General features: G+C 44.9%; 14 protein-coding genes. 7 read left to right on the forward strand and 7 right to left on the reverse strand.

The features are described from left to right. Positions 1 to 3: 3 nt before the first annotated feature. Positions 4 to 861 (forward strand): D-amino-acid transaminase, encoded by an 858-nt coding sequence (locus tag EAE30_RS04685; protein ID WP_123015017.1) that lies wholly within the window; start codon positions 4 to 6, stop codon positions 859 to 861. A 107-nt stretch (positions 862 to 968) separates the two neighbouring features. Here EAE30_RS04685 and EAE30_RS04690 read toward each other — a convergent pair whose 3' ends face one another. Beyond that, positions 969 to 2,093: a mechanosensitive ion channel family protein gene (locus EAE30_RS04690; protein ID WP_123014895.1), complete on the reverse strand. Its 1,125-nt coding sequence runs from the start codon at positions 2,091 to 2,093 to the stop codon at positions 969 to 971. Positions 2,094 to 2,312: 219 nt separating this feature from the next. On the opposite strand from EAE30_RS04690, the gene EAE30_RS04695 reads away from it, so the two are divergent. Then, positions 2,313 to 2,975, forward strand: a complete 663-nt coding sequence (locus EAE30_RS04695; RefSeq protein ID WP_123014896.1) for a potassium channel family protein — start codon at positions 2,313 to 2,315, stop codon at positions 2,973 to 2,975. After that, positions 2,972 to 4,354 carry a TrkH family potassium uptake protein gene (locus EAE30_RS04700; protein WP_123014897.1) on the forward strand — a complete coding sequence of 461 codons (1,383 nt, stop codon included), beginning with the start codon at positions 2,972 to 2,974 and terminating at the stop codon, positions 4,352 to 4,354. The genes EAE30_RS04695 and EAE30_RS04700 overlap by 4 nt, the downstream gene beginning before the upstream one ends. Before the next feature lie 17 nt (positions 4,355 to 4,371). Here the strand turns inward: EAE30_RS04700 and EAE30_RS04705 are convergent, their stop codons facing one another. The 3 genes from EAE30_RS04705 to EAE30_RS04715 form a co-directional block, all read right to left on the reverse strand. Then, positions 4,372 to 4,848, reverse strand: coding sequence for a DUF2850 domain-containing protein (locus tag EAE30_RS04705; RefSeq protein WP_123014898.1), 477 nt, complete (start codon positions 4,846 to 4,848; stop codon positions 4,372 to 4,374). Between the two features lie 268 nt (positions 4,849 to 5,116). Then, positions 5,117 to 5,965 (reverse strand): pirin family protein, encoded by an 849-nt coding sequence (locus EAE30_RS04710; RefSeq protein WP_123014899.1) that lies wholly within the window; start codon positions 5,963 to 5,965, stop codon positions 5,117 to 5,119. 159 nt (positions 5,966 to 6,124) lie between these two features. Continuing rightward, positions 6,125 to 7,015, reverse strand: coding sequence for a LysR family transcriptional regulator (locus EAE30_RS04715; RefSeq protein ID WP_123014900.1), 891 nt, complete (start codon positions 7,013 to 7,015; stop codon positions 6,125 to 6,127). A gap of 93 nt (positions 7,016 to 7,108) precedes the next feature. On the opposite strand from EAE30_RS04715, the gene EAE30_RS04720 reads away from it, so the two are divergent. Next, complete coding sequence (locus tag EAE30_RS04720; protein WP_123014901.1) at positions 7,109 to 8,023, forward strand: DMT family transporter; 915 nt, start codon at positions 7,109 to 7,111, stop codon at positions 8,021 to 8,023. Here EAE30_RS04720 and EAE30_RS04725 read toward each other — a convergent pair whose 3' ends face one another. Together EAE30_RS04725 and EAE30_RS04730 are read right to left on the reverse strand one after the other, a co-directional pair. Next, positions 8,024 to 8,629: an alpha-ketoglutarate-dependent dioxygenase AlkB family protein gene (locus EAE30_RS04725; protein WP_123014902.1), complete on the reverse strand. Its 606-nt coding sequence runs from the start codon at positions 8,627 to 8,629 to the stop codon at positions 8,024 to 8,026. Positions 8,630 to 9,010: 381 nt separating this feature from the next. Continuing rightward, positions 9,011 to 9,901, reverse strand: a complete 891-nt coding sequence (locus EAE30_RS04730; protein WP_123014903.1) for a DMT family transporter — start codon at positions 9,899 to 9,901, stop codon at positions 9,011 to 9,013. A 127-nt stretch (positions 9,902 to 10,028) separates the two neighbouring features. On the opposite strand from EAE30_RS04730, the gene EAE30_RS04735 reads away from it, so the two are divergent. Beyond that, complete coding sequence (locus EAE30_RS04735) at positions 10,029 to 10,517, forward strand: MarR family winged helix-turn-helix transcriptional regulator (RefSeq protein ID WP_123014904.1); 489 nt, start codon at positions 10,029 to 10,031, stop codon at positions 10,515 to 10,517. 104 nt (positions 10,518 to 10,621) lie between these two features. Here EAE30_RS04735 and EAE30_RS04740 read toward each other — a convergent pair whose 3' ends face one another. Continuing rightward, entirely contained in the window at positions 10,622 to 11,545 is a 924-nt protein-coding gene (locus EAE30_RS04740) for a chemotaxis protein (RefSeq protein WP_123014905.1), read from the reverse strand. A gap of 237 nt (positions 11,546 to 11,782) precedes the next feature. On the opposite strand from EAE30_RS04740, the gene ppiC reads away from it, so the two are divergent. Both ppiC and EAE30_RS04750 read left to right on the forward strand, forming a co-directional pair. After that, positions 11,783 to 12,061 (forward strand): peptidylprolyl isomerase PpiC, encoded by a 279-nt coding sequence (ppiC, locus tag EAE30_RS04745; RefSeq protein WP_123014906.1) that lies wholly within the window; start codon positions 11,783 to 11,785, stop codon positions 12,059 to 12,061. A gap of 323 nt (positions 12,062 to 12,384) precedes the next feature. Continuing rightward, positions 12,385 to 13,962, forward strand: coding sequence for an LA2681 family HEPN domain-containing protein (locus tag EAE30_RS04750; RefSeq protein ID WP_123014907.1), 1,578 nt, complete (start codon positions 12,385 to 12,387; stop codon positions 13,960 to 13,962). Positions 13,963 to 13,992: the final 30 nt, after the last annotated feature.

The following is a 13,992-nucleotide window of genomic DNA, read 5'->3' on the forward strand; positions in this document are numbered from 1 at the left end:
ACGATGGAACGTACAGTTTATTTAAATGGTGAGTATTTGCTGGAATCGCAGGCCAGTGTCTCGATTTTTGACCGCGGCTTTCTATTCGCCGATGCCGTGTATGAAGTTACTGCGGTCTTACAGGGGAAACTCATCGATAACGCGGGCCATTTTCGCCGTTTAGAACGCTCGTGCCGCGAGTTAAATTTAACACTGCCAGTGACTTACCAAGAACTAACCGCGATTCAGCATGAGTTGATAGCCAAAAATGGCCTGCAAGAAGGGGGGATTTATTTGCAGTTGACTCGAGGCAATGAGGGTGATCGTGATTTTTCCTATAGCGAAGGAGTTGCCCCCACGTTGATGTTATTCACTCAAGCGCGCAATCTCGTGAATAATCCGAAAGTTCAGCAAGGCATCAAAGTCATTTCTTATGACGACATGCGCTGGCGTCGCCGTGACATTAAAACAACCAGTTTGTTGCCCGCTTGTATGGCGAAACATGCTGCCCATGCGGCCAATGCCGATGACGTTTGGCTGATTGAAGATGGTTATGTCACTGAAGGGGGCTCAAGTAACGCGTATATTGTCACTCAGGAAGGGAACATTGTTACACGGCCGCTAAGCAATGATATTTTGCATGGCATTACTCGTGCCTCATTAATCACATTAGCGGATGAATTGGGCGTCACGGTTGAAGAGCGCTATTTCACGATTGATGAAGCGTATGCCGCAAAAGAAGCCTTCATTAGCTCTGCGACTACCTTTGTTTGGCCTGTGGTGGCGATTGATGATAAACCGATTGGTGACGGCAAGCCTGGCCACATCGCGTTAGCACTGCGTGATATCTATATTCGTACCGCACAAGCGATGGCGGAATAAACACATCGGCCCTCTCACAGAGAGGGCCGATGCTTTAGTCAGCAATGGATGCGTGGTTCACATCGCTCCATAGACGATTGAATCATCCACACTTTCAACTATCAAGATTAATTATCATCGTACGACGATTCACTTTCTTCATATTGCTGAGGTTCGGGATCGGGTTCCGGTTGAACGGCATTGTGCATCATTAATGTTCGTGTTGGGAACGCGATATCGGCGTCATTATCGTGAATAATATCGATCACTTTTAACAACACATCTTGCTTGACCTCATGATAGCGATTCCAGTTCACGGTTTTCGTAAAGGTATACACAAAAAAGTTTAATGAGCTTGGCCCGAACGAATCAAAGTTGACGATCATGGTCTGATCACTATCAATTTCGTCGTGTTCTTGCAGCATTTCTTTAACTTGATCAATGATGTCCGGAATTTTACCGCTGTCTTGATAACGTAAGCCAATGGTTTCGTAAATACGACGGTTGAGCATGCGTGACGGTGTTTCCACTACAATGTTGCTGAATATCGAGTTCGGGACATACAACGGACGCTTGTCGAATGTACGGATTACCGTCATTCGTCCACCAATTCGTTCCACCGTGCCTTCGATTTCGCGTTCAGGCGAGCGAATCCATTCTCCGACTTTAAAAGGGCGATCGAAGTAGATCATCATGCCGCCAAAAAAGTTGGAGAGTAGGTCTTTGGCCGCAAGACCGACAATCAATCCACCGACACCACCGAAGGTTAATAAGCCTGACAGGCTTAAGCCGAAAGCCTGCATGAAAGAAAGCAAGCCAATCGCGACGAAAAACAGTCGCGCCACTTTGGCGACCGCCTGTACGGTGGTTTCATCGTATCGACGGTTTTGTAGGCACTGATGCTCAATCTCCGTGACTAAGCGGACCATCACCCAGATGACGATGGCGATTAACATCAACGGCTTTAGGATAGGCAGCCAGTCAAAGTGAGAATCGTCGTGTTCTTCAAGGATCATTCCGATAGAGATGGTGGCTGGCCAACACCAAATTAAGGTACTGATTGGCGTTTTCAGGGCGCGTAATGCCAAATCATCCCAATAGGTGCTCGTCTTCTCAGAGATGGAAACAAGTCGGGCGTAGATAAATCGCCATAGCCCCCATGCGATTAAGCTTGCCAAGGTGATAAAGATGACGCTGTTGTCTAAATTTTTAAAATATGGCGAGGTTTTCACCATTTGAAGGAAGTCGTTCATACCACTCATCAATTATTTTTTTTAATTGCCTGCAAAACTATCAGAATTATGGGGAGTTCTCTACTGATTCACACCAGTAGACCCGTGCAATTGCGATACAGATTAAAACTCTGCGCCACCCCGTCATCGATGAGATAGACAATGGGCTCGGAGTGTTGCTTAATAGTAGGGCTGATAGAGTAATGACGATTTCATTCCGTATAGGTATGCAGGTAATAAATGAAAACAGAAGATAAACAGTTTGCAGTAGTGGGCTTAGGGCGTTTTGGCTTGTCGGTTTGTCAGGAACTGGTCGACTCTGGGGCACAAGTCTTGGCGGTCGATGTCGATGAAGAAAAAGTACAAGAAGCTTCCCATATTGCGACCCAAGCGATCATTGCCAATTGTACGCATGAAGAAACCGTCGCCGAATTGAAATTGAATGATTATGACATGGTGATGGTGTCGATTGGTGAAAACGTCAATGCTTCCATGCTCGCCACGCTTGTCATCAAGGAACATGGTGCAAAATCGGTGTGGGTGAAAGCCAATGACCGTTCGCACGTGAAAATTCTACAGAAAATCGGTGCGGACCACATCATTATGCCGGAACGCGATATGGGCATACGAGTGGCGAGGAAAATGCTGGATCGCCGTGTCGTTGAGTTTCATGAACTCGGTAGTGGCTGGGCCATGACGGAGGTCGTCATTGGTGGGAAATGGTTAGGTCATACCATAGAGGAGTTGCCTTTTATTGGCGAAGAGAGCGTGTCCGTGTTGGCGTTTCGTCGTGGGCCTGATTTAACTCCGTCGCCAAGCTTGGATATCTCTTTAGAAATTGGCGACATGCTCGTGGTTGTCGGCAGCAAAGAGGTATTAATGAAGAGATTAAAAGCACTATGAAGTTAAAGCGTCCGCGACAAGGGTTATTCATTTCCTATTCGCAATTGAGAGGCAAAAAATCTCGTAAAAGGCACAGTAATGAACCGCGCATCATTTTTATGAGTTTTATCGCCGTGTTGGTGCCTGCGGCTTTATTATTGATGCTCCCCATCTTTTCAAAAAATGGTCTGAGTTTAGTTGATGCCTTATTTACGGCAACTTCGGCGATCAGCGTGACTGGGCTTGGGGTTGTCGATACCGGAACCCACTTTACCCGTGCTGGGCAATCTTTACTATTGGTGCTGATGCAGATCGGCGGCTTAGGGCAAATGACGCTCTCGGCGGTACTGTTGTATTTGTTTGGCGTACGGTTAAGCCTGCAGCAGCAGGCGCTTGCCAAAGAAGCCTTAGGACAAAACAACGATGTGAATTTACGGTCACTAGTCAAAAACATCATTGTGTTTGCTTTAATCGCTGAATGCATTGGTTGGTTTTTCTTGGCGTTTCGCTGGGTGCCGGAAAAAGGATGGAGCGATGGGCTATTTTTTGCTTTATTCCACGCGATATCGGCCTTTAATAATGCCGGGTTCTCACTCTTTTCTAATAGCTTAACCGATTATGTTGGCGATCCTTTAGTGATGGTCACAATATCGGCGCTCTTTATTCTCGGCGGTCTCGGTTTTACCGTGATTGGTGACCTCTGGTCGAACGGCTGGAAAGGGTGGGCACGGTTACACCTGCAAAGTAAGATCATGCTGATGGCCACGCCGATATTGCTGGTTTTTGGTACTGTGATGTTTTGGTTGCTCGAGCACAACAATGCCACGACTCTGGGTTCCTTACCACCTGCAACACAATGGTTGGCAGCGTTCTTTCAATCCGCGAGTGCACGTACGGCTGGATTTAATAGTGTTGATATCAGTCATTTTAGCCATTCAGCGATGCTGATCATGATGTTTTTAATGCTCATCGGTGCGGGGGCGACATCGACTGGGGGCGGGATCAAAGTCTCGACATTTGTCGTGGCGTTACTGGCGACATGGAGCTTTTTACGCCAACGTTCGAGTATTGTTTTATTCAAACGTTCGATCAGTTGGCCCACCGTCACCAAGGCTCTGGCCATCATTATTGTCAGTGGCAGCATACTGATGGTATCGATGTTTTTATTGCTTATCATAGAGAAGGCACCATTTGAACAGGTGGTCTTTGAAACCATTTCTGCGTTTGGCACGGTGGGGTTATCGTTCGGTTTGACCGCGCATCTGACAGAATTTGGCAAGATGATTTTGATCGTCGTGATGATTGTTGGGCGTATTGGGCCGTTGACGCTTGCGTACATGCTCGCGCGGGCAGAGCCAACATTGCTGAAATATCCAGAAGAAAATGTATTAACCGGGTAACGGTACGTTAATTCCAGTTAATCGTCATCTCGTTCAAAATATCCCGATAGATTCTGACGCAGTTTTGCTGGGGCGTTGTTTCTATCGGGAGATTTAAATTGAGCGGCAAACTCTTCTTTCACCAAGGTTTGGTTGACGGTACTGGGGGCGATCAGTTTGAGCTTGGGAATATTTTTCATGGTGCTCAGTTCATACTTTGAGATCCCGTCACCGGTTTTAATGGTCACGACGGAACCATCAAATTTAAAGGTGGTGCTGATTAAATGGTCATTTAAGTACACACCACGTTCAGAGAGAACAAGGACGTCGGTATCGTAGTCGGGGACGCCAATCTCAATCCATTTTCCATACACATGTTTCGGAGCGACATAATCTTGGTAACTGGCATAGCCATAATAACCAAACAGTAATCCAATCAGACTTAACAGCAAAAGCGCCATAGACTTAAAGATACGCTCGTGTCTTAACAGCTTTTCTATAGCGTTTATTTTCATAGGCAACACTCTTTACGTTCAACGATGCCTCATACTAGGCAGGGTGAGTAACATAGAACGCATGCAAGTGTGAATTGTGCTCAACCTCATACATTTCTACAGGATTAATTATAATTAAGTTTGTTAATGAGTGTAGACAAAATCCGGCGCTTGTCATCAATAAAGGAAGTAAGATCGCAATAAATAAAAAGCCACGTGGCCCAATGACCACGTGGCGGAAACAAAATACCTCGTATGAGTAAGGCATTGGCTGTTTCAAAAGGCAATATTAGTAGGTTTCGAAGACCCCATTATTGAAGTCATCGATGGTCTGCTGAATTTCATCGATGCTGTTCATGACAAACGGACCATAGTGCACGACGGGTTCGTGTAACGGCTCGCCGCTCAGTAATAGTGCTCCGGTTTGAGACTCAGCTGAAAGGTTTACAGTGTCGCCTGCATTCAAAATGGCGAGCTCGCCACTTTGCACCTGAGTTCCCTCGACGAGCAATGTACCAGCATAGACATACACTAGCGTGTTATGGCTGCTTGGCACATTCAATGTCACCGCTTGTGAAGTCTCCGCTCGCCAGTCAGCAATGATCGACTCGACGCCAGTATCTTGCAGTGGGCCTTGCAATGCCTCACCTTGCGCATGGAGGTTACCTGCGAGCACACGCAACAAGCCAGACGTCTCTGTCGTAAATTCTTTCATGACTTCGGGCTGGAAATCATGATATTTCGCCGGGTTCATCTTATCTTTGGCCGGCTGATTGATCCAAATTTGGAAGCCATGCAGTTGACCATCGGTCATGATTGGCATTTCACTGTGAATCACGCCACGCCCTGCGGCCATCCATTGTGCGCCACCATCACGCAGTTCGCCGACATTACCCATGTGGTCACGGTGCTGGAAGTGTCCAGTCATCATATAAGTAAAGGTTTCGATCCCGCGATGAGGGTGCGGTGGAAATCCGCCGATGTAATCACGGCTTTCATCGGATTTGAGTTCATCGATCATAAGGAACGGTGACGTCGCCGCATTATTAAAAGATGCAATACGTTTGATTTTGACGCCATCGCCGTCCGATGTGGGTTGCGATGGAATACGTTGTTTCACGGTTCTGGTTGTAGCCATAGATGATCTCCTCACTGTATGGACGCAGTGTAACGAGGGTATGGATAAAAGAGCAGTAGAATCTCTTGAGAAAGTCATTTGAAAAATTTGAACATCTTGCGAGACAAGTGGTGACAGTCATCCCAGCGCATTCAGGAGGAGTGAACAAAGGCTATCAGGCTATTCGCGTTTGAATTCGAGCCTCATCCAATGACGTAAAGAGAGAATGTTTTCCTCGGTCAGTCTTTCATGGGCACAGACGAAGTAAAAGCCTTGAGTGGGATGTAACACTGGGTGGCCAAGCATGGTGAGAATGCCTTGTTTAATATCGTCTTTAACGAACAAGCGATGCGTGACCAGTAGACCGAGCTGGCGATAGGTCGCTTGTACCGCCTGAGCCGAGGTCGCAAAAGCCAGATGCTCAGAAAAGGTCGGGATAGGGACATGGTGCAGTTTACACCACTGCGCCCAGTCGTCGACTCGGCGTGCATTTCTTGCCGCAATCACTGGGTAGGTTTGCAGTAAGGTGTCGATATCTTGCGTCTCTTGGCAAAGCGTTGGATGACAGACCAGTACCAACTCATCGTCGGCCAATTTTTCACAATAGTAGTTTTGCCAATCGGAAGGGACCCCGTGTATTAACGCCACATCAACCCCTTCTTCTTCCAAAGAAAACTGCCCAATTAAGTTTGAGGTTCGCACATCAATATTCGGCGCATACGCCTGAAATTCCGGCACTTTGGGAATCCACCATTGCATGGCTAACGAATTAATCATATTCAATGTAATGCGTTTGGAATCACTGGGAGTACGCAGTGCGTCAGTGGCATGCACGATCTGCTCTAAAGGTGGCGCGACGGCTTTATAGTAGCGTTGACCTGCGGCATTAAGCTCGACTCGTCGGCCGATTCGATGAAACAGCGGTTGGTCCACTAAGGTCTCAAGCGACTTAATGGCTTGGCTCACTGCGGAGTGGCTGATGTTCAACGCCTCAGCCGCTTGGGTCATACTGCCTGTTTCAGCGACCGCAACAAAGGAATACAGTGCTTTTAGTGGAGGAAATCGTCTCATAGTTAAGTTTTTCTTACAGGTTTAGTTAGTTTAACTCGTTATTTTTCTGTGTGATGAACCGTTATCATAGCGCCTAGTTGCTAAGGAGTCATTATGCTGAAGTCAGTTTATCCGGTTATTTTCATGTTGTTTTCGACCTTTTGTTTATCTTTATCTGGTTTAGTTTGTAAACTGGTCAGTGATCAATATTCACCAGAATCTCTTACATTTTTTCGTTATCTGATCCCGATCGTTTTACTGGGTGGATGGATGTTGAGAAAACACATTACGTGGCCTTCAAAATCGGAAAGACGCACCTTATTGATTCGTGGCGCTTGTATGGGGGCGGGACAAATGTGTTTCATGTTTGCGTTGCAACATTTATCGCTGGTGGAATGCGTGGTGTTGTTCAGTACCGGGCCGTTGTTCATTCCCATTATGGAACGCATCGCCTTTAAACGATCACTCCGCTGGGGATCGATCGTCACACTATTGGTCACTTTTGTTGGTGTGATTCTATTGTCTGGCGGTCTTAGCCAATTTCATTGGAATTGGGCTCTAGGCTTGGGGCTAGCCGCGGGTATCTTCAATGCGGGATCACAAGTCACCTTGTATCAAGTGTCGCAAACTCGCCTTAGCAGTCAGGAGATGAATTTATGGAGCTTCATTTGCGCAGTCATCGTGTTATCGCCAATGTTAGTCATGCTGGATTCATCGAGTTTCAATGTCGTTTCGCTTTATGAGTCGCACAGTGCCTTGGTGCTGTGGGCATTACTCGCTATTGGTATGCTGGTGGTGGGCACTCAGCTGTTTAGGGCGAAAGCTTATCGTTTGGCTTCTTCTGGCTCACAGCTAGCGCCACTTATCTTCACCAACTTAATTTTCTCGGCTATTTGGCAATTATTGTGGTTTGATGTGAGTTACACCACTCAACAAGCGCTCGGTTTAACCGTCATCGTCTTGGCGAACTTGGCGCGCTTTGTACCGACGCTCAAACAACAATGGCAGCGACGTCACGCTGTCGTATAACTACTCAGACACGACGTGCCTAAACGTGAGATTGATCCTTGGTGCAACTGACTTTTGTGTTTTTGGTAAGGCGTGTTGCCAATGATGTTGGAGAGGGCCCGCCATAACCAATAAGGAGCCTGGGGTCAGCTCAAACTCCATTTTAGATTTACATTGTAAATGTTTAAACACAAAACGACGTGTGCCGCCTAGCGACAGCGAAGCAATCACTGGGTTGATTCCCAGCTCTTTTTCATTATCTTGATGCCACCCCATGGAATCTTGTCCGGTACGATATAAGTTAGCGAACACGGTATTAAAGCGATGTTCGGCGGCGTGTTCGCACCGTGCTTTGAGCTCCAGTAATTCTGCGGTCCAGGGGTTGGGGTGCATGGTCAACCCTGAATAGGTATAGGTTTTATCGCCGTGCCAAGCTTGAAGGCGAGGTTGCATGATGGATTTGCCAAATAAGGTGATGGCTTGCTGCTGCCAATCGAGCCCATGATATAACGCCTGATAATAGTCGCTTGCCTCGCTCAGTGATAAAAAATCAGGAATCCACAGAAGTTTTCCCTGTTGGACCGGCAGCCATTGTGGGGATTGAGAGTCAAAGAGTGAAAGAGTCATATCGTTGCCGCCAAGGTTGATGATGAATAAAGCCTCAATATAGTGTCAGAAAGTCGCGATCAATCAAAGCCAATGAATGCGATATTAACGATGATAAGGTAAATGATTTTGCATTTTGCAAATTCATTCGCAAAATGGAAAGGTAAAACAGAGTGATATTGATAATTTGTATGTTTTATCATCAATAATTACTCATTTAGCCGTTATGCATTGGCTATTTAAATTGGCACGCTATATGCATTATATAGAACGACTCCTTTAAGCCAAGGAGTCACCTAGCCAACTGACGTTGTTAGTGAACCTTTTTGTTCACACTTATATGTAGCCAATCACGCATTTTGTGATTGGCTTTTTTTTGTCTATTTTCAATTGCTTGTATGATTATCGCGGTTGCAGAGTGTGCTTGACTTGCTGACGAGCATGAATGACCTGAGGCAGTAGAGAGGTGACAATCATCGCCATCATCAATAGGAATTGCTCTGCAGTATAAGACTCGTTTAACAACACAATGCCGCAACTGATGCCGGCAACCGGATTAGCTATTCCGCCAAATGTAAAGTCGACAATCGACATACGCTGGATTAACCACACATATAAGCCATACCCCAAAGCGGTGTTAAAACCACTGATCCATACAATCCCCATCATGTTTTTCCATGAAAACGTGCTCATGGCTTGTACATACACGTCGGTGTGGATTGCAGCATGAATCAGCGCTATGGGGATTAAAACCATACCGCCAAATATCAATTGCCACGTCACAATTGTCCACCAGTGTACATTCTTGCCGATTTTTTGGGTGAGCATAGAGCCGATGATCAAACAAAGCATCGCCAGTGCCATCGCGAGCAATCCTACGCCGTTGAGTGGTATGGAGCTGGGATCAAAAAGCTGCCACGCAAGCACCAACAACCCTAACCCGCACACGATTTTTAGCTTAGAGGGGGTTACCCCGTTAACGATCCAGTGAATGATCATCGCAACAACCGGCACTCCCATCATACCCACACTGGAAATGGCTGACGGCAGGGTTTGCGCCATGACAAAAATGCAGCAGAAAAACACGCCAATGTTAATTGCGCCAATCAGTAGTAACGGCTTCCAAGATGTTTTTGTTGGCAAACTGGGTTTGATTAACAGCAGCAAGACCCCGGCGGGAATCGCTCTTAACACCCCTAATAAGAGCGGGGGCCAACCATCGAGGGTAAACTGTGTCGCGGAATAGGTGGTTCCCCATAAGAAAGCAGGGATCATAGCAAGGATTATATTCATATAAAGTATCTCAACGTTAAGTTAATTACCATTCACTATACTGTCCCGTGGCAATCGTGTAAAGTATCTTAACGTTAAAATATAATATCGCACGTTCGACGCGATTTGATGAGAGTAACCACAACTAATGGATTCAATTGATGTAATTCGTCGTCAATGGGCACACGAATGTCCGACTCTGAATACCTTACCGATGGGCATTCTAGGACGTATGCTGCGCTTGACTAAGTACTTGGAAGCACAAGTCAGTGATTGGCTAAAGTCTCATGGTTTGTTGATGGGGGAGTTTGATGTGCTGATGACATTACGTCGTCACGGTGCCCCATACCGTTTGACACCCTCTGCTATTTTGCATTCGATGATGTTGACGTCCGGCGCCATGACCAACCGCTTAGATAAATTAGAAAGTAAAGGGTTAGTGGTCCGTGAGCACAGTCAAGAAGATAGGCGCAGTGTGGAAGTGGTATTGACCCCTACGGGGTTAGAGCGTGTCGAAAATTTGTTAAATGATTACGTCGCCTTACAAGAAACCTTGCTTGCGCAATTACCGGAAGAAGAGCAGCAAGCCTTATCCCAATTATTAAGTCAGTGGCTAGGTTCGCTAGAGAACGATTGAGGCCTGCGACGTGGGTATCACATGGCGTGAGTATAATATAAAGAGACAAGGCAGCGATTTCTCGCTGCCTTGTGATTCAAGTCAATGAGTGAGTTACCCAGCGGCTAACCGACAGTGTCACTTCTGTATTCTTCAATGCGTTTCGCGCCGCGTAGCATTGCCTCGATCAGTTCGGTTGCATTGAATTTCTCAAGTGCCTCATGGGCGCCAACTTGGTGCGCTCTATCCACACAAATCTCACTGGAGAGTGAGGTGTGTAAAATGATATACGCATGTGACAAGTGACTATCGCTTTGAATTTCAAATGCGAGTTCATAACCATCAAGGCTTGGCATTTCAATATCGCTGACTAATAAGTCAATCGGCGTGCCTTCGCTGGCCAATTCCTTCATACGATCGAGGGCTTCCGCTCCGTTTTTACAGACGGTGTAGGCAATATTGATGCGATCCAACGCATCAGCCAATTGTTTCCGCGCAATCGAGGAGTCATCGACCAGCATAATGTTGAGTAACTTCAAACGCTCTCGTTCAATGTCTGTCAACATCGGAACTTTGGTTGACTCATACTGCGGGTAAATTTTGGCAAGCAATAGTTCAACATCCAGAAGTTGCACCAGTCTATCTTCAAAACGTGTGATGCCTGTGACAAACACATTGCGCCCTGCTGACTTAGGGGCCGATTCAATCGCTCGCCAGTTACACTCAATGATTTTTTCTATGCTACGCACCATGAAGGCCACGACAGTACGCAAACAATCGGTGACAATCAGGTAGCAATCTTTGTATTCACTGGGATCAATGCGGCGAAAACCAATAGCAGCAGGCATATCAATGACAGGCACCGTCATATTACGAAAATTGACCGTACCGACAACGTCATGATGCGAATAGGGGATTTGCGTCATGGGCATGAAAGGAATGATTTCTCTTACCTTTAATGTGCCAATAGCAAAAAGCTGTTTTTGCAAGTTTAAGGTAAACATGAGCATACCCTGAGCTTGATTTGCTTTGCTTATCGTCTTAGCCATAATTTGTTAATTAGTCTGTTCTATGGAAGGAATTACACTTACATATTAACGTAATTCCATATTACTTGCTAATTTATTGATAGAGTCCATGTTATATGAGCTTTCGTTATCACGTTTCTTGTCTAACTATAGGACAAATCTGTGAGATGGGGAGCGAATAAGATGATGGCTCTCGACATTTTGGGATTAGGAGTCAGTACGATATACTGTTGCCAGAATGTCATTGGAGACGTAGATATGGCCTCAACTGCTGCCGCTTTACACATTTTAGTGAAGCATAAAAATCAAGCTGAAGATTTGATGAAAGAATTGAAACAAGGGGCGAAGTTTCAAACCTTAGCGAAAAAACACTCCTTATGTCCATCCGGTAAAAAAGGTGGTGATTTAGGCGAGTTTCGCCGTGGGCAAATGGTGCCACAATTTGATAAAGCCTGCTTTAATGGGGAGGTGTTAACACCACAACTCGTTAAAACAAAATTTGGTTGGCACATTGTGAAGGTGCTTTATCGCACGTGAGCATTAGAGTCTGCGTAGTCATTGTAAATCGACTACCGCATGGCTTAAACAATATCTGTCCTGATTCAAACATAATATAACATCATGGTCAGCACGATTTGAGCTGCCATGATTCACTCATTTCTGCCTCATTTCGTGTTGGCAATTAGGGATATTCTTCTCAGTTTTTTTAAATCACCTTTGCCCCAAAGTGAGTTTCGACATTTTTCTACTAGCTACTCCTCAGCATCAGTTGACTTACTTTTCCTTATGCAACAAAGTGTCTTGGAGGAGGTGAAGCATCAATTTCCTCTGGTTCAACCAACTATACTCTCGGAGCTATAATGGAAATAGAATTCATTGTAAAAGAACTAAGTCGGTTATCAGATGCTGTCGGCAATGGTTTGTTTGATGACGCCAAAGAAGGTGCCGAGAGCTTACATAGGCAAGTAGTTGGCGGTTTAGATAGAGACGCAATTTTTTTCAGAATAGTCTCTAACGTTGCTAGTATATTTATTGACGTTGGTCACATGCAACCATGCAATGACTCAACTCAGAAAGGGTTAAGTATTCTCAAGGACTATAAAGATGAAATAGTCGAACAAATAGGAGAAGACGCATATTTCTACAACCTCAGTAACGCTAAGTCCAACTTGATCGTTGAAAAAAATCCTTTTAATCATACATTCTCTACTATTGAGCAATTGATCGATATAAAAAGTGACCTCTGGAAAGCAATAAAGTCATGTCAGGATGAAATCAACCCGACTTATATTGTGAACCTAGGGAATTCGTTGAAACAACAATTCCGTATAGCAGAAGCAATAGAGTGCTATGACAAAGTAATCTCTCTAGGACTTGACATTCCACAGGCATGGGTTAATAGATCTGAAACACTAATGATGCTCAATCAGGTTTCGAATACATTTTCGATCCAAATGCTGGAACAAATAAAAGGTGGATATGAAAATGTGCTTAAATCACGAGAAATTCCACCAATATGGGGCGAGCATTACAAACGACAAGTCGCTTATCATCAGCAGAAAATTGACGAAGCCTGTAATGAAGCTGAGATTGCCCCTGATCTACATGACTCTGAAGCTACTAAGGCTGAATATGATTCTCTAAGTTGTTATCGACAGTTTTGTTTGGACAATCATTTGAGTTTGTCTGAGCATGGTCTGTACTGTGCTTGTTCAGGCAGCGCTAGAGACAATTTGACGATTCCCACTTTGGAAGGTGTTGTCGGAGATTTTGTTATTCCAATGGAAATGGTACTTAACCGCTTAAAATCAGAGTTTTCTTTTGCAAGGCATCTATATTTCGAATATGTAACTAAAGACAAAGATTACGATTTACTTCATGCTTCATGCTTTTCTGAGCTTTTTAATGATGAGTTACTAGGTATTGACGTTGAAAAACTAAGGACAGCATTTAGAGCATGCTTTGGAATTTTAGACAAAATAGGCATAGCTATTTGTGAACTGTTTGATCTATATCCTCCGAATGGAAAGGTATATTTCCAGAGCTTTTGGCAACTTGACAGCGACGACCGAAGAAATAAGTTTAATGAGCATAAGAGTGCAGGCCTGCTTGCATTATATAGCATTGCGACAGACTTAAATGATAGAAAAGGTGGTGAGTGGTCTTTCCTAAAGCAACTAAGAAATGACTTAGAGCATGAGTTTGTAGTTGTGCATAACACCAACGGGCCTAGTGACATATATAATTCATATGATTTTATGGGATATATCGTGCTCGTAGAAGAAGCACTATTTATCAATCACCTAGAGCGACTCTTGCAGTTAACAAGATCTGCTATATTCTCATTCGTGTTTGCAGTTCGCGATAAGGCCCTAAAACAAAAAGATGATTCGTATGTATATCTCCCTAACAGTATTCATCGTAAAGATTACAATTAACAAATCATATCTCAAGCGTTTAACGAAAGT

Source organism: Vibrio zhugei (assembly GCF_003716875.1).
GTDB classification, from domain to species: Bacteria; Pseudomonadota; Gammaproteobacteria; order Enterobacterales; family Vibrionaceae; genus Vibrio; species Vibrio zhugei.